This is a genomic window from Kribbella sp. NPDC058245 (assembly GCF_042882005.1).
Classification (GTDB): Bacteria; Actinomycetota; Actinomycetes; order Propionibacteriales; family Kribbellaceae; genus Kribbella.
In genome coordinates this window covers 414,796-431,195 of the sequence record NZ_JBHVWY010000002.1, presented here as the reverse complement: position 1 = coordinate 431,195, position 16,400 = coordinate 414,796, and the positions used below count along the sequence as shown (strand labels likewise).

14 protein-coding genes are annotated in these 16,400 nt (G+C 69.4%); 9 read left to right on the top strand and 5 right to left on the bottom strand.

The genetic code is table 11. The features are described from left to right. Nucleotides 1–78: 78 nt before the first annotated feature. The 7 genes from ACFVWG_RS05535 to ACFVWG_RS05505 all read left to right on the top strand — a co-directional run bounded on the left by ACFVWG_RS05535 (nt 79) and on the right by ACFVWG_RS05505 (nt 7,601). Complete coding sequence (locus tag ACFVWG_RS05535) at nt 79–2,700, top strand: DNA translocase FtsK 4TM domain-containing protein (RefSeq protein ID WP_391541930.1); 2,622 nt, start codon at nt 79–81, stop codon at nt 2,698–2,700. 2 nt (nt 2,701–2,702) lie between these two features. Next, the gene (locus tag ACFVWG_RS05530; protein WP_391541929.1) at nt 2,703–3,281 is read left to right on the top strand and encodes a hypothetical protein; all 579 of its coding nucleotides are present in this window, start codon (nt 2,703–2,705) and stop codon (nt 3,279–3,281) included. A 128-nt stretch (nt 3,282–3,409) separates the two neighbouring features. Beyond that, on the top strand, nt 3,410–4,162 hold the full coding sequence (locus tag ACFVWG_RS05525) for a helix-turn-helix domain-containing protein (RefSeq protein WP_391541928.1): 753 nt from the start codon (nt 3,410–3,412) through the stop codon (nt 4,160–4,162). 96 nt (nt 4,163–4,258) lie between these two features. Next, nucleotides 4,259–6,001 carry a MiaB/RimO family radical SAM methylthiotransferase gene (locus ACFVWG_RS05520; RefSeq protein ID WP_391541927.1) on the top strand — a complete coding sequence of 581 codons (1,743 nt, stop codon included), beginning with the start codon at nt 4,259–4,261 and terminating at the stop codon, nt 5,999–6,001. Then, a complete protein-coding gene (pgsA, locus tag ACFVWG_RS05515; RefSeq protein ID WP_391541926.1) occupies nt 5,998–6,615 on the top strand; it encodes a CDP-diacylglycerol--glycerol-3-phosphate 3-phosphatidyltransferase in 618 nt (205 codons plus the stop codon). Before ACFVWG_RS05520 ends, pgsA begins: the two co-directional genes overlap by 4 nt. Nucleotides 6,616–6,652: 37 nt before the next feature. Beyond that, nucleotides 6,653–7,144 (top strand): CinA family protein, encoded by a 492-nt coding sequence (locus tag ACFVWG_RS05510; protein ID WP_391541925.1) that lies wholly within the window; start codon nt 6,653–6,655, stop codon nt 7,142–7,144. 163 nt (nt 7,145–7,307) lie between these two features. Continuing rightward, nucleotides 7,308–7,601, top strand: a complete 294-nt coding sequence (locus tag ACFVWG_RS05505) for a helix-turn-helix domain-containing protein (protein ID WP_391541924.1) — start codon at nt 7,308–7,310, stop codon at nt 7,599–7,601. 32 nt (nt 7,602–7,633) lie between these two features. Here ACFVWG_RS05505 and ACFVWG_RS05500 read toward each other — a convergent pair whose 3' ends face one another. The 3 genes from ACFVWG_RS05500 to ACFVWG_RS05490 all read right to left on the bottom strand — a co-directional run bounded on the left by ACFVWG_RS05500 (nt 7,634) and on the right by ACFVWG_RS05490 (nt 13,541). Beyond that, nucleotides 7,634–8,071 (bottom strand): DUF4262 domain-containing protein, encoded by a 438-nt coding sequence (locus ACFVWG_RS05500; RefSeq protein WP_391541923.1) that lies wholly within the window; start codon nt 8,069–8,071, stop codon nt 7,634–7,636. An 84-nt stretch (nt 8,072–8,155) separates the two neighbouring features. Then, nucleotides 8,156–8,956, bottom strand: a complete 801-nt coding sequence (locus ACFVWG_RS05495; protein WP_391541922.1) for an Fpg/Nei family DNA glycosylase — start codon at nt 8,954–8,956, stop codon at nt 8,156–8,158. Then, complete coding sequence (locus ACFVWG_RS05490) at nt 8,949–13,541, bottom strand: ATP-dependent helicase (protein ID WP_391541921.1); 4,593 nt, start codon at nt 13,539–13,541, stop codon at nt 8,949–8,951. Before ACFVWG_RS05490 ends, ACFVWG_RS05495 begins: the two co-directional genes overlap by 8 nt. A 92-nt stretch (nt 13,542–13,633) precedes the next feature. On the opposite strand from ACFVWG_RS05490, the gene ACFVWG_RS05485 reads away from it, so the two are divergent. Then, a complete protein-coding gene (locus ACFVWG_RS05485; RefSeq protein WP_391541920.1) occupies nt 13,634–14,671 on the top strand; it encodes an LppM family (lipo)protein in 1,038 nt (345 codons plus the stop codon). Beyond that, nucleotides 14,668–14,862: a DUF3046 domain-containing protein gene (locus ACFVWG_RS05480; protein ID WP_391541919.1), complete on the top strand. Its 195-nt coding sequence runs from the start codon at nt 14,668–14,670 to the stop codon at nt 14,860–14,862. Before ACFVWG_RS05485 ends, ACFVWG_RS05480 begins: the two co-directional genes overlap by 4 nt. A gap of 7 nt (nt 14,863–14,869) precedes the next feature. On the opposite strand, the gene ACFVWG_RS05475 is transcribed toward ACFVWG_RS05480, so the two are convergent. Continuing rightward, nucleotides 14,870–15,436 (bottom strand): GrpB family protein, encoded by a 567-nt coding sequence (locus ACFVWG_RS05475; protein WP_391541918.1) that lies wholly within the window; start codon nt 15,434–15,436, stop codon nt 14,870–14,872. Between the two features lie 35 nt (nt 15,437–15,471). After that, on the bottom strand, nt 15,472–16,263 hold the full coding sequence (locus tag ACFVWG_RS05470) for a hypothetical protein (protein WP_391541917.1): 792 nt from the start codon (nt 16,261–16,263) through the stop codon (nt 15,472–15,474). Nucleotides 16,264–16,400 lie beyond the last annotated feature (137 nt).

Below are 16,400 nucleotides of genomic sequence, written 5' to 3'. Positions count from 1 at the left end.
CGTGACGCTACGGATGGGGCAGCGTGATCGGCGTGTGACACGTGAGACTCGAGTGGTATTGGAGGTAGCCTGCTAGATATGGCGACCCGCACGTCTTCCCCGGCGCGGGCGCAGAAGTCGGCAGCCAAACGGCCGAGTACGGCCCGAACGGCTTCCGGTGGACGCTCCCGTACGTCAGCCGCCCAGAAGCGTGGGCAGAGTTCCAAGCGCGGTGGTAGCACCGCTGCGCGGACCAGCACACCCAAAAACAGTGGACCGGGGCCCTTCGCGGCCGCCATGCTCGCGATCGGCCGCGGCATCGTCAGGCTGTGGATCGGGATCGCCCACCTGCTCGGCAAGATGGTCCGCGGGATCGGCAACGGTGCCCGCGACCTGGACCCGGAGCACCGCCGTGACGGCGCCGGCCTGCTCCTGATCGCGCTGGCGATCGTGGTCGCTGCCTCGGTCTGGTGGCAAATGCCCAGCGCGGTCGGCAAGGGCGTCCGGACTGTCGTCGGCGAGAGCGTCGGCATGGTCGGCTGGGCTGTCCCGCTACTCCTGCTGGCGATGGCCTACCGCACCCTGCGCAACCCGGAGCGCAACGGACCCGCTGGACGCCAGGTCATCGGCTGGACACTGCTGACGTTCGGCGTGCTCGGTCTGGTGCACATCGCCAACGGCATCCCGCGGCCCAGCAACCCGAACGACGCCCCGCTGCACGACGCCGGCGGCGCGATCGGGTACGCCGTCTCGGCCGTGCTCTCGGATCTGCTCACCCAGTACGTCGCCGCTCCGCTGCTCGTGCTGCTGTCGATCTTCGGCCTGCTGATCATCACCGGGACGGCGATCTACGCCATCCCGGTCCGAGTGCGCGCGGCGTTCGACGTACTGATGGGCCGGACGGAACTGCCGGAGGAGGCTGCGCCCGCGAACGAGGCGCCCACCGACGACACCGTGCGGCTGACCCGCAAGGAGCGCCGCGCCAAGGCCGCACTCGAGGAGGACGGCGAGCCGCTGCTCAAGCCGTACGACTCGCCCGTGCTCGAAGGACGCGAGATCTCCAAGCGCGGCCGCAAGCCGAAGGTCGCACCGGTCCCGGACGAGGACGCGTACGACGTCGACGCATCGGAGGCCGGTGCCTCCGAGGCCGCCGCGCCTGCCAAGCCGAGCTTCAAGGTGACCGACGCGCCGCCTCCGGAGCCGCCGCCGCACACCCCGATGCCGCAGCGCGTCGAGCAGCTCAAACTGTCCGGTGACATCACGTACACGCTGCCCGACGGCCAGATCCTCAAGCCCGGTTCGGTGCACAAGGCCCGGACCAAGGCGTCCGACGCGGTCGTCGACCGGCTCACCGAGGTGTTCGAGCAGTTCGGCATCGACGCCCAGGTCACCGCCTACACCCGCGGCCCGACAGTGACGCGCTACGAGGTCGAGCTCGGCTCCGCGGTGAAGGTCGAGAAGGTCACCGCGCTGTCCAAGAACATCGCGTACGCCGTCGCCTCGGCCGACGTCCGGATCCTGTCGCCGATCCCCGGCAAGTCCGCGATCGGGATCGAGATCCCGAACACCGACAAGGAGATCGTCAGCCTCGGCGACGTGATCCGCTCGGCGACCGCCCGCAACGACCACCACCCGATGGTGGCCGGCCTGGGCAAGGACGTCGAGGGCGGCTTCGTGGTCGCGAACATGGCGAAGATGCCGCACCTGCTGGTCGCCGGCGCGACCGGATCGGGTAAGTCGGTGTTCGTGAACTCGCTGATCACCTCGGTGCTGATGCGGGCCACCCCGGACGAGGTGCGGATGATCCTGGTCGACCCCAAGCGGGTCGAGCTGAACAGCTACGAGGGCATCCCGCACCTGATCACGCCGATCATCACCAACGCCAAGAAGGCCGCCGAGGCACTGCAGTGGGTCGTCCGCGAGATGGACATGCGGTACGACGACCTGGCGGCGTTCGGGTTCCGGCACGTGGACGACTTCAACAAGGCGGTCCGCGGTGGCAAGGTGAAGCCGCCACCAGGATCCGAGCGCGTGCTCACGCCGTACCCGTATCTGTTGGTGATCGTCGACGAGTTGGCCGACCTGATGATGGTCGCGCCGCGCGACGTCGAGGACTCGATCGTCCGCATCACGCAGCTGGCCCGGGCGGCCGGTATCCACCTCGTGCTCGCCACGCAGCGGCCGTCGGTGGATGTCGTCACCGGCCTGATCAAGGCGAACGTGCCGTCCCGGCTCGCGTTCGCGACCTCGTCGCTGGCCGACAGCCGGGTCATCCTGGACCAGCCCGGCGCGGAGAAGCTGGTCGGTCAGGGTGACGGTCTGTTCCTGCCGATGGGTGCGAGCAAGCCGATGCGTATCCAGGGTGCCTGGGTCACGGAGGCCGAGATCCACGCGGTGGTCGAGCACACCAAGACCCAGCTGGAGCCGACGTACCGCGAGGACGTCACCGTCGCCGCGGCGCCGAGCAAGGATCTCGACGACGAGATCGGCGACGACATGGACCTGGTCGTCCAGGCCGCCGAACTGATCGTCTCGACCCAGTTCGGCTCGACGTCGATGCTGCAACGCAAGCTGCGGGTCGGCTTCGCCAAGGCCGGCCGGTTGATGGACATCCTCGAGAGCCGGGGTGTCGTCGGACCCAGTGAGGGATCCAAGGCACGGGACGTCCTGGTGAAACCGGACGACCTGGAAGACTTCATCACCACCCTCCGAGGAGAGTGATCGTGACCGAAGCGAGCGCCGTGACACATCATCAGCCACGTCCTGAGGGGTTCGACCTCGACGACCGGCCCGTTCCCTTCACCATCCGCGCCTCCCAGAAGGTGCACGGGGGATTGGCCCTCGGCGCCGCCCTGGTGGCCGTCGGTTTTGCGACGTCCGCGTCCGGTACGGCGACCGGCGTGCTGCGCTGGTTCGCGGCGGCAGCGTTCGCCGTACTGGCAGTGATCTGTGCCCGGGCCCTGACCGTCGGGGACATGCTGGTCGCCGACGACGTCGGGATCCGGTTGCGGATCCGCAACGAATGGATCGGGACACGCTGGCAGGACATCGAGGAAGTGACGGTGCTGAAGCGCCGGCACCCGCTCGACGACGGCCGGATTGCCGTGCACCTGCTGGATCCTGGGCCCACGCTGGCCGCGATGCCGAGTACGACGCGCAAGATCACGGATGCGAACCGTCGTCTGACCGGGTCCTCACTCGCGGTACCGTTCGGGTTGACGGCACGGCCGTCGAACGGGGAAGTGGTCCAGGCTTTGCATATGCTCGCGGACGCCAGATGTCCGGTGCGCGAGCAACTCTGACTTGTCCGTGACCCCATCGGGCGACGACCGTTGACTTGGTGTCGGCGGTCCGGCTGCCGGCATTGATGAATCTTTTCGATGCTGATGGCCCGCACTTCGGATCGGGCGACGGAGAGGACGGTGACCACGTGAGCATCGGTAGCGAGCTCACGGCGGCCCGTGAACGGGCCGACATGACGATCGAGCAGCTGAGTGCCGCCACCCGGATCAGATCCGGGCTGCTCACCGCCATGGAGGCCGACGACTTCTCCCGCTGTGGCGGCAATTTCTACGCGCGCGGTCACATCCGTTCGATCGCGCGCGTGGTCAAGGCCGACCCGGACCCGCTGGTGGCGAAGTTCGACGCCGAGCACGCCGCCGAGGAGGAGAAGTCCCGCCGCGAGGAACGTGCCGCGATCAAGGGCCCGACCCTGCACCCGGCCCGCCCGCGCTGGGGCATCGTCCTCGGCGCGATTCTGGTCGCTCTGATGGGCTGGGGGATGATCCGCCTCTACAAGGTGCCGAGTGATATCGAGGCCAACGCGTCGCAGACGACCGCGACCGCCACGGTCACCACTCAGCCGTCGAAGCCGACGCCGAAACCGACTGTGGTCCCGACGAAGAAGAAGCCCGTCGCACCGCCGGTCGTTCCCACCAAGACCACGCTCACGCTGACCGCGAAGAACAACGGCTCCTACGTCACGCTGCGCGACAAGAAGGGCAAGCGGCTCTTCCAGGGCCTCGTCGGTCCGGGCTCGGTGCAGACGGTGACCGCCGTGGGTGACATCAGGGTCTCCGCCGGTGCTCCTGGCAATCTCGTCATCAAGGTCAACGGGAAACCGCAGGCGACCAAGCTCTACCGCTTCGTCGCCCACCCTGACGGCACCCTCGCGAAGAAGTAGCGACTCACAGCGTGTGGCCACGCTCACGGCGTCAGTGCGTGCCGGAGCCCGGTCGCGGTTAGGTGTGAGGCTGGGCCGCGCGTCATACTCGGTGTGATGACTACGCCACCCGTCACTGTTGCCCTGGTCACGCTGGGCTGTGCCCGCAACGACGTCGACTCCGAGGAGCTCGCCGGCCGTCTCGAAGCGGGCGGCTTCCGCCTCGTCGATGACGCCGCCGACGCGGACACCGTGGTGGTGAACACCTGTGGTTTCGTCGAGGCCGCGAAGAAGGACTCCGTCGACACGCTGCTGGCCGCGGCCGACTACAAGGACTCCGGCCGCACCCAGGCCGTCGTCGCCGTCGGCTGCCTGGCCGAGCGCTACGGCGACCAGCTCGCCGACGCCCTCCCCGAGACCGACGCAGTCCTGAGCTTCGACGACTACGCCGACATCTCCGACCGCCTCCGCTCGATCCTGGCGGGCAACAAGCACCACCCGCACACGCCGCGGGACCGCCGCAAGCTCCTCCCGCTCTCGCCGGCTGCCCGCCAGTCCGCCGCCCCGGTTGCCACTCCCGGCCACGGCGACCACACCCACGGCCCGGGCACGCTCGGTGACCACATCCCGTCCGCGCTCAAGCCGGTCGGAACCGGTGGCGCTGCGGACCAGAGCATCGTGGATTCGGCCGCCGGCCAGCCGTTGAAGGGCCGCATGGTCAGCCCCTCCGGCGCAGGCGAGGAACTGAAGATCGACGCCCCGGACCTCGCGTCGGCCCCGGCCAGCGGCCCGCGCGTCGTCCGGCGTCGCCTCGACGGTGGCCCGATGGCTCCGCTGAAGCTGGCGTCCGGCTGCGACCGTCGGTGTGCCTTCTGCGCGATCCCGATGTTCCGCGGTGCGTTCATCTCCCGCCGCCCCACCGAGGTGCTCGGCGAAGCCCAGTGGCTCGCGGAGAACGGCGTACGCGAACTCTTCCTCGTCTCCGAGAACTCCACCTCCTACGGCAAGGACCTCGGCGACCTCCGCCTGCTCGAGACCCTCGTCGGCGAGATCGCCGAGGTTCCCGGCATCACCCGCGTCCGCGTCTCCTACCTGCAGCCCGCCGAGATGCGTCCGACGCTGCTCGCTGCGATGACCTCGACCCCTGGTGTCGTCCCGTACTTCGATCTCTCCTTCCAGCACGCCTCCGGCCCGCTCCTGCGCCGCATGCGCCGCTTCGGTGACTCCGAACGCTTCCTCGAACTGATCGCCCAGGTCCGCGCCGCCGCGCCCGCCGCCGGCATCCGCAGCAACGTCATCGTCGGCTTCCCCGGTGAGACCGAGGAAGACGTCGACATCCTCTGCGACTTCCTGTCCCGCGCCGGCCTGGACGCCATCGGCGTCTTCGGGTACTCCGACGAGGACGGCACCGAGGCCGAGAGCTACGACGGCAAACTCGACGAGGACACCATCGCCGCCCGCCTCGACCGCGTCACCCGCCTCGCCGAAGACCTCACCTCCGCCCGCGCCGAAGCCCGCATCGGCGAACTCGTCGAGGTCCTCGTCGAATCCCTCGGCACCTCCACCGACGACACCGCCACCGACGACACCGCCACCGACGACACCGACGGCGCCGGCATTGACGATGCTGCAGCCGCGGCGGACACGGCTGCCGCCGGTCAGACCGGCGAAGGCCGGGCCGCCCACCAGGGCCCCGAGGTGGACGGTTCGACCACGCTGGTCGGTCTTCCCGAGGGTGTCCGGATCGGTGATCTGGTCGCCGCGAAGGTGGTCGGCAGCGACGGTGTCGACCTGATCGCGGAGTTCGCCGCGGTGGTGAATCCCCAGGACGACCGTCCGGCCGCTAACCTGACCGCGTGACCAACCCGTCGAACCCGGTTCCGCGCGCCGCCGGGCGGGTCCACGCGCCGAGCGCGTGGAACGTCCCGAACGCGCTCACCGTGCTGCGGCTCGTCCTGGTCCCGCTGTTCGTCTGGCTGCTGCTCCGCCACGACGGCACCGACACCGGGACCCGCCTGCTGGCCACGGCCGCCTTCGTCGTCGCGATCGTCACCGACCGCTTCGACGGTGACATCGCCCGCCGCTGGAACCTGGTCACGAACTTCGGCAAGATCGCCGATCCGATCGCCGACAAGGCCCTCACCGGAGCCGCCTTCATCGGCCTCTCCCTGCTCCACGAACTGCCGTGGTGGGTGACTGTCGTCGTCCTGGTCCGTGAATGGGGTGTCACTGCCCTCCGTTTCTGGGTCATCCGGCACGGCGTCATGCCTGCCAGCCGCGGCGGCAAGCTCAAGACAGTCCTCCAGGCCATCGCTCTGGGCCTCTACCTGCTGCCGTGGCAGTCCTTCGGCCTCCTGCACTGGAGCGCGATCGTCATCATGACCGCCGCCGTAGCCGTCACCCTGATCACCGGCGGGGACTACCTCGTCCGCGCGCTCCGCCTCCGCGCTGCCGCCAAACACCCCCTCCCGTAACCCGCCGCCACCCGGCCCGATGGGGTGGAATGGGGGCATGGAGAGCACCGGTTGGGGCGGCGTCGCCTGGTTGGTCGGAGTTTTGAAGGCGCGGGGCGAGACTTTGGCTACTGCTGAGTCGTTGACCGGGGGAATGGTCGGTGCGGCCCTGACGGACGTGGCGGGGGTGTCTGCGGTGTACCGGGGTGGGGTGGTGGTCTATGCGACCGACCTGAAGGCCAAGCTTGCGGGCGTCCCTCAGGACCTTTTGGACGCTGTAGGCCCGGTGCACCCCGACACTGCAGCAGCGCTCGCCACCGGCGTCCGGGAGCGCCTGGAGGCCACCTACGGGCTTGCCACGACCGGCGTGGCCGGACCTGACCCGCAGGCGGGGGTCGAGGCGGGCACGGTGTACATCGCGGCGGCCGGACCAAGCGCCGTACAGGTGCGGAAGCTGCTGTTGAGTGGTGATCGCAGCGCGGTGCGGAAGGCAACTGTGGAGGCCGCGCTGGAGCTCGTGGCGTCACTTGTGACGGAAGAACTGGACTGATCGGGGTGTTGAGACCAGCATGGCGACAGGTAGGGCAGACTGGCACGGCGCACCGAAGGTGGACATTGCGAGGAGTAGTGACCCGGCAACGGGTACCGTTGGTTCCCACGGTCGGGCTACGGTGCGAGTAGCGACGGCCGGACAGGCGGAAGGGAGAAACCTCATGGTGCTGGTTCGTGGCCTGCTGGGCGACGTCCTGCGGCGTAAGCGGCTGCGCCAGGGGCGCACTCTTCGCGAGGTGTCCGCCGACGCGCGCGTCAGTCTCGGCTATCTCTCCGAGGTCGAGCGCGGCCAGAAGGAGGCCTCCAGCGAGCTGCTGGCGGCGATCTGCATGGCCCTCGAGGTGCCGCTGTCGGCCGTGTTCGCCGAGGTGAGTGAAGACCTGGCCCGCGAAGAGGCTCTCGTCCTGGCACATCCGACGACCATCGAAGCCGAGGTCGTGGCCTCCGCGGCCTGATCGGCCCCGCCACCCGGCCCATGCGGCCGGCATCAGCGACCCCCGGACGCGGTGCGGAAGGGGTTCCGCGCGGTGCGGACGAGTTGCAGCGCGGGCACTGGTGGGTCACCTACGTCCCGGAAGATCGTGTTCGCGGTGAACAGGTGCGTCGCCGAGTCGGGGAAGCTCAGGAGCTCCGCCCGGTCCGGTGGTGGAAAGAACTCCGACAGGTCATCGCCCTCGCCGAAGCTGTCACCCGCGAGCACCGCCCACGCGAGCGGCTCCAGGCTCAGATAGGCCGAGTCCGACCCCGGATCGAAGACGATGATCTCGGGATGGTCGTACTGCGTCAGGCCGATCGTGTACCCGAAGCCGGGATTCCGCTCGCCGTCGCCCTCGACGTACTGCACGGTCCAGCCGTAGGTCCGGATCCTCGCCTCGATCGAGTCCGCATACTCCTGGGCGGTGATGCCACCGCAGACGTCACACATCAGCCTCTCCTCTCGGTCGAACACATGTTCGATACGCCAGAGAAGATATCCGCGTTCCGGCCCGCGGCCGGAGTTGTCCACAGGTCAGTTCGTGCCGGAATCGACCGCGGGCTGACAGGCCGGGCACCAGTAGGTGATCCGGTCGCGGGGCGGTTCGCCGATCATCGCCGTACTGATCGTGGTCCGGCAGCGGCGGCAGGGTTTGCCGGCCCGCTCGAAGACCCAGGTGCGTTGCCCGGGCCGGTCGACGCCGGTACTGACCTGGGTGCCGTTGCGGAGGTTGGCCTTCAGCAGCCGGCGGCTCAGATCGACCGCGGCCGCGAGGTCGACCGATGAGACCGGCCGCCAGGGATGCAGGCCGAGCAGGAAACAGACCTCGGTGCGGTAGAAGTTGCCGATGCCGGCGAGGTTGCGCTGATCGAGCAAGGCCTCGCTGATGGTGCGGTCAGGTTCGGCTTCCAGATTGGCGATCGCCAGCGACCGGTCGAAGTCGGGAGCCAGTAGATCGGGGCCAAGGTGCCCGACGACGGAGTTCTCCGCGTCTGTCGCGACCAGGTCGAGCACCGGCAGCCGGTAACCCACGGCGGTCCAGGATGCTGTCTCAAGCACGGCACGGATCTGATGGGACGCTCCGCCACGCCACTTCTCACCAGGCCGGTACAAGTGCCAGCTCCCGTCCATCCGGAAGTGACTGTGGATGGTCACATCGCCGGACAGCCGCATCAGCAGATGCTTGCCGCGAGCAACGACCTCGAGCACGGTCCGGCCGCTGAGGTCGGTCGTCGCGAGCGTCGGCACCCGGAAGTCCGTCCGCACCAGCTCCTGGCCGCCGAGCGCCTGGTTGAGGCGCTGGCAGGCCCGCCAGACGGTGTCTCCCTCAGGCACGGAGCCGGAGTCCGCGAGGAGTCGCGTGGAAGCCGGCCTTGGCCAGCGCATCCCCGAACGCCGTATGCCGAACCTGCTCGCCGTCCGCAGTCTCGACACTCAACTTCCCGAGCTGGCCGTCCCGGATCGACAGCGCCAGCGCATCCACCGCGGGCTGCAGCAGCTCGACATCCTCCGTGAAGCTCAGCACGGTCCGCCCGCCGCGCTCGACATAGACGATCAACCGGCCGTCGACCATGACGACCAGAGCCCCGGCCTTACGCCCCGGTCGATGCCCACTCGCACCGTCACGCTCCGGCCAGGGGAGCGCGGCGCCGTACGGGTTCGCAGGATCGGACGCGGCCAGTACGACGGCCCGCGTCGCCGGCTCCTCGTCGCGCTTGCCGCGCCCGCTGCCGCCGAGGGATCCAGGCAGCTCAGCCAGCGCGCGCAGCCGATCGACCGCACCCGGCAGCGCGAACTGCGCAGCGCCCAACCCGGCGACGAAGTATCCGCGACGGCAGCGCCCGGACTCCTCGAAGGCACTCAGCACCTTGTAGACCGCCGCAAACCCACCGGGAGTCCGCTCGGTGATCACCGAACCACGGGTGACGATCCCGTACCGGTCGAGCAAAGTCTCCGCCGCCGCATGAGCTCGGCGCGTCGTGTCCTCGTTGCGGGCCGGAAGCAACGACCAGCGACCACCCGCTGTCGGTGGACCACTGCGCGCAGGCATCGCCGGCCGACCCGGCCGCATCGGACGCCCAGGCCGCGCGCGAGGGGTGGCCCGACGCGTGCGATGACTGCCTCGACCGCCACCGACCAGCGACCGCACCGGGGTGAGGGTGTCGTTGGTGAGGTGGCCGGCCCAGACGAGGTCCCACAGCACGGTCACCATGGTCTCGTCATCGACCACTCCGGTTGGCGCGCCCACGGCATCGCTGAGCTGACGGAAGAAGAATGCGCCGCCTGTGGACAAGGCGTCGAGCACCGCTTGGTGTGTCTCACCGATCTCGAACGCCGGATCCGGATCAGGCAACGTCAGATCGCAGTTGTCGGCCAGATGCAGCGACACCCAGCCGTCCGTGCCCGGCAACGAGCCCGACCCGGCCCACACCACCTCACCGGTCGCGGTCAGCTCGTCCAGCATCGACGGCTGATAGCCGGGGACTCGCGAGGGCAGCACGATCGACTCGAGCGCGGACGCCGGTACGGCGCATCCGGCCAACTGCTCAACGGCTCCCAGGAGTACGTCGTACCCACGGCCGCGGCTGCTGGTGATGCCTTGCCACGCAGGCAGGAACCGGGCGAGCGCCGACGGATCGACGGGCTCGACCTCCTTGCGCAGCGCGGCCAGTGAACGACGGCGGAGCAGTCGCAGGATCTCGCTGTCACACCACTCCATCGCGATTCCGCCGGGCAGGAACTCACCCTCGACCACACGCCCGGCCGCGCCCAGCCGACGCAACGCTTCGTTGACGACGGCAACACCGATGCCGAGATGGGTCGCAAGATCGATCGCGCGGAACGGACCATGCGTCCGCGCGTACCGGGAGACCAGATCGCCGAGTGGATCCGCGACCGGCTCGGCATGCGCTTCGGCGATCCCCGGCGGCAGCGGTACGCCGAGTGCGTCGCGCAGGCGCGCCACGTCCTCAACGACCGCCCAGCGATGTTCACCGGCGATCCTGACCCGCACGACCCGGCGGGCGGCGGCCAGATCCGTCAACCAGGCCTCGGCATCCGCGCCGTCGACACAACGCTGCGACGCCTCGGACACCGACAGCGGCCCGACCAGACGCAGTACGTCGAACAGTCCCTCGGCATCCCGCGCTCGCCGATCCTCGGCCAGGCGCTGCAGCTCGGCCTCGGTCCGCAAGACGACCTCGGCGTCGAGCAGCTCCCGCAGCTCGGTGCGCCCGAGCAGCTCCGAGAGCAGGCTCTGATCCAGCGAAAGCGCCGCTGCCCGCTTCTCCGCCAGCGGCGTATCGCCCTCGTACATGAAGGCGCCCACATAGCCGAACAGCAGCGACTTCGCGAACGGCGACGCCTCGGAGGTCTCGACCTCGACCACCGAGATCCGGCGCTCGCTGATCCCGGTCAGCAGATCCTTCAACGCGGGCAGGTCGTAAACGTCCTGCAGCACCTCACGCAGGGTCTCGAGCACGATCGGGAACGAGCCGTACTTGCTCGCGACACTCAGCAGCTGCGCGGATCGCTGACGCTGCTGCCACAGCGGTGACCGGCGCCCCGGATTCCGCCGGGGGAGCAGCAGCGCGCGCGCCGCACACTCGCGGAATCTCGCGGCGAACAGCGCCGACCCGCCGACCTCGGTCGTGACCAGATCTTCGATGTCGGCTGCATCGAACAGCACCAGCTCGGCACCGGGCGGCGCCTCGTCGGTCTCCGGCAGCCGCAGCACGATCCCGTCGTCCCCGGACACCGACTGTGCATCCATCCCGTACCGCTCGCGCAACCGCGCTGCGATCGCCAGTGCCCACGGTCCGTGCACCTGGCCGCCGTACGGCGAATGGATGCAGACTCGCCAGTCGCCCAGCTCATCGCGGAATCGCTCCACGAGAATCGTCACGTCGTCCGGCACCCGGCTCGTCGCTTCGCGCTGTTCAGCCAGGTACGACACGAGGTTGTTCGCCGCATACTCGTCGAGGCCCGCGGCTCGCGCCCGCTCGATCGCCTTGGCCGCCGGCAACGCAGCCATCTTGCGCACGAAGGCACCCGTCGCCGCGCCCAGCTCGGCCGGTCGCCCGACCGCGTCACCCTTCCAGAACGGCAACCGCCCCGGCTGACCGGGCGCGGGGGAGACCAGCACCCGGTCGTGGGTGATGTCCTCGATCCGCCAGCTCGACGCCCCGAGCGTGAACACGTCACCGACGCGCGACTCGTAGACCATCTCCTCGTCCAGCTCGCCGACGCGGTGATTGGTCGACTCGCCGACCAGGAAGACGCCGAACAGCCCGCGGTCGGGAATCGTGCCCCCACTGGTCACCGCGAGCCGCTGAGCTCCGGGCCGGCCGGTGATCTCACCACTGACCCGGTCGAACACGATCCGCGGCCGCAACTCCGCGAACTCGTCCGACGGGTAGCGGCCGGACAACATGTCGAGCACCCCGTCATACGCCGAGCGGGGCAACGCCGCGAACGGGGCAGAGCGCCGTACCAGCGTGAAGAGCTCGTCGACGTCGACGGCATCGAGCGCGACGATCGACACGATCTGCTGAGCGAGCACGTCGAGCGGATTGGCCGGGATGTGCAGGCTCTCGATCAACCCGTCCCGCATCCGCTGCACGACCACCGCGGTATCGATCAGATCGCCGCGGAACTTCGGGAACAGCACACCACGCGACACCGCACCGACCTGGTGACCGGCGCGTCCGACCCGCTGCAGTCCGCTCGCGACCGACGGCGGTGCCTCGACCTGGACGACGAGGTCGACCGCGCCCATGTCGATACCGAGCTCAAGACTGCTCGTGGCCACCACACAAGGCAATCGGCCGGACTTCAGATCCGCCTCGATCAGCGCGCGTTGCTCCTTGCTGACCGAACCGTGGTGCGCCTTGGCGATCAACGGCGGCGCCGCGAGCGAGGCGCCGGACTGCGCCATCACCTGCGCCGGCGATCCCTCGTCGGCCAGCTCGCGCTCGGCGCGCTCGGCAGCGATCTCGTTCAGCCGGGCGGTCAGGCGCTCCGCGAGGCGGCGCGAGTTCGCGAAGACGATCGTCGAGCGGTGCTGCTCGATCAGGTTGAACACCTGCTCCTCGACATGTGGCCAGATCGACGCGTGCTGCGGCGGCCCAGCGGCCGAACCCGAGGTCTCCAGCTCTGTGCTCGCCAGCTCGGCCATGTCTTCGACCGGTACGACGACGCTCAGGTCCCACTGCTTGGTGAACTTCGGCTGCACCACCGTGACCGGCCGCTCCCCGCCGAGGAACCGCGCGACCTCCTCGACCGGACGCACCGTCGCCGACAACCCGATCCGCTGCGCGGGCTTGGGGAGCAGCGAATCCAGCCGCTCCAGCGTCAGCGCCAGGTGCGCTCCGCGCTTCGTCCCGGCGACCGCGTGCACCTCGTCGACGATGACGGTCTCGACGCCTCGCAGCGACTCACGCCCCTGCGAGGTCAGCAGCAGGAACAACGACTCCGGGGTGGTGATCAGTACGTCGGACGGCCGGGTGGCGAACCGTCGCCGATCAGCCGCCGGGGTGTCGCCGGATCGCACCGCGACCTCGACGTCGACCGGAGCCTCGCCGAGCCGCCGCGCGGTCTCCCGGATCCCGATCAGCGGCGCCCGCAGGTTGCGCTCGACGTCGACCGCCAGCGCCTTCAGCGGAGACACGTAGAGCACGCGGCAGCGCAGCTTCGGATCCTCCGGCGGCGGGGTCGTCGCGAGCCGGTCGAGCGCCCACAGGAACGCGGCCAGCGTCTTGCCGGAGCCCGTCGGGGCGACCACCAGCGCATCCCGGCCCGCGGTGATCGCGTCCCACGCCTCGAGCTGGGCCGGGGTGGCCGCCTCGAAGACGTCGCCGAACCACGCCCGGGTGGCGGGCGAGAACCGGCTCAACGCGCTGGACTTCTGCACGACGACCATCTTGCCGGGTGCCTCCGACAGTTTCGAGCAGCGTGGTCGCCACTCGTCCGATGTGATGGTTGTCGGAACGGTCTGGAATGATCGGAGACATGATGAAACGCGTCCGTGCCGCGATCGTCGTGGCCTGTCTGTTCGCCCTCGCCGGGTGCGGGACGTTCGATGCCGACCTCAAGGTCGGATCGGACGAGACCGTCTCCGGGACGATGCAGATCGGCGTCGACAAGCAACTGCTGACGGCCAGTGGCCAGTCGGTGGAGAAGATCCAGCAGCAGATCGCTACCAGCATCAAGCAGCTGACCACGGACGGCGTGACCTGCAGCGCCGTCGACGACGACCGGACCGTCGGCGAGAAGTGCACGCTCGACAGCGTGCCGTTCGAGAAGATGGGCCAGTCGAGCGGTGACGGGGTCAACTTCCGCAAGGCCGACGGCAAGGTCACCGTCACGGTTCAGGCGCCCGATCTCAGCTCGCTGGTCGGCGCTGGGCAGCAGCCGCAGGTGAACTTCAAGATCACCATGCCGGGCACGATTCTCGAGCACGACAACGGGGCGAAGGTCGACGGCCGGACGGCGACGTACGACAGCATCGACAAGCTGGGCAACATCTCGCTGACCTCGAAGGCCGGCGGCGGGTTCCCGGTCTGGGCGATCATCCTCATCGTGGTGCTGTTGCTGCTCGCGGCCGGCGCTGTCGTCTTCTTCGTGCTGCGCGGCCGCAAGGCCAAGGCGCAGCAGGGCTACGGGCAGTATCCGGGCCAGCAGTATCCGGGACAGCCGCAGCCGGGCCAGTGGGGACCTCAGTACGGCGGTCAGCCGGGCTACGGTCCCGGCCAGCAGTACCCGCCGCAGGGTCCGGGCCAAGGCCCTGGCCAGTACGGCCAGCCGGGTCAGTACGGCCCGCAGCCCGGTCAGGGTCAGCCCGGACAGTACGGCGGTCAGCCCGGACCCCAGCCGGGTCAGGGGCAGGCGCCGTACCCGGGGCCGCAGCCCGGACAGCCGCAGTACCCGGGTCAGCCACAGCCCGGTCAGTGGGGGCCGCCGCCCCCTCAGGGACCGCCGTACGGGCAGCAGCCGCCTCAGCAGGGCGGATGGAGCCAGCAGCCTCCGAAGGACAACGACGGGCCCGCATGAGACTGACCGAATTCTGGACCCGCATGGACCATCATCTGGGTCCCGCGTACGCACGGACCTGGGCCGAGACCCAGGTGGTGGAGGAGCTGGACGGCCGCACGGTCATCGAGGCCCTGGCCGACGGTGAAGCCGCGAAGACCGTCTGGCGAGCGGTGTGGGCGCACCTGCGGCTCCCAGCCAGCGAGCGCTGAGCGGCGCTCAGACGGCCCAGCCCGTGCGGGTGGCCCACTCCTCCGCGGGAAGGTAGATCAGGTCGCAGACCGGGTCCTTGAGGTCCGCGTAGTCGCCGACGTTGTCGAACGGCAAGGCGGCTGCGCGGCGCTTGAACTCGCCGTACGCCTGCGCTGTCTCCGGGTGGCTGCGCAGGTAGTCGCGGAACAGCAACGCATAGCGCTGGTTGGCGCGACCGGCCACGCGGATGTGCAGATTCACCCGGCGCCGGTACATGGGCTCGACCACAAGTCGCTTCACCCACTGATGCTCGTCCTCGGGCAGTCCGGGCACCGGATGGTCGCGCTGGGCCTTCTGACGGAAGTCCCAGTTCGCGGCGACCATCCGCTCGACGGCCTCGTCCAGGTCCGGCTCCGCGGCGACCGTCACCTGCATGTCGAGGATGTCCTTGGCCGGTAGCCCGGGCACCGACGTCGAGCCGATGTGGTCGATTCGCTGGGCCAGCTCGTCGAGCACACCCCGGACCGTCTGCGCGGTCTTCTCGAACTGGGCCGGCCAGGTGTCGTCGGGGCGCACGATGGCGATCGCGTTCATGACCTGATCATCCCAGCCGCGCAGTCCCCGGTCGATCAGAGCGGCTTGACCCGGAATGTGCCGGTGGTGAGCAGATCCGCTGCCTTGTACGCCGCTTTGCGGATGCCCTTGCGCTCGTCGAAGAACCCGCCGACCACTCCGATCCCGGGCAACTGGCCGATGAACCGCGCACCCAGACTGCCGCGCGGACGGTCCTCGAAGACCTCGCCGAGCCCGCCGAGCAGCTTGCTGATCCGCCAGACCAGCCGGACTCCCTTGCGCAGTCCGGCCTCCTCGGAGTCGTCACCGATGCCGAGCTGCTTGGCGACATCCTGGCCCGCGATGGTCGGGTCGTCGTACTGGAGGACGTCGTCCGGGGTGATCGGGCGGTCGGTGAGGACGCGGGCGATGACCGCGGTCCGGTCGGCATGGGCCTCGACGCCGTACTCGCGGCAGACCGCACCGATCACCATCGCCTGGACGGAGGCGCCCAGGGTGTCCTTGATCGGCAGCCGGTCGGCCGCGGCGCCGCTGATCCGGGGCAGGCCCGCGATCACGGCGGCGAACCCACCGAGCCGCTCGACCCACCAGTCGCAGCGCTTGGCCAGCGGCAGCGTCGGCCACTCGGCATGACCGGGGACCTTCATCTGCAGCAGCCGGTCGATCGCCAGGATCAGGCCCCGCTCGGCCAGGTTGGGACGCTCCTGGGCGGAGTACTCGGTGAGCAGGCTGCGGATGCCGAACGGATCCTGGGTGCGAAGCGCGTCCAGGACGGAGTCGATGCCGAACTCGACCCGGCTGAGGGCGAGGACGACGGCGGAATCGGGGACGTCCGGACGGTCGGTCACGCCCGCAAGAGTAGGGACCCGGTGGGCCAGTCCGGCCGGCTTGGCAACCTTCGGCGTGTCAGTTTGTGATTCGAACAGGTGTTCGGGATAGTTTGTGCTCCTGGGAAGGGCGGCGGACGGTCGGGTTGTCCACAGAT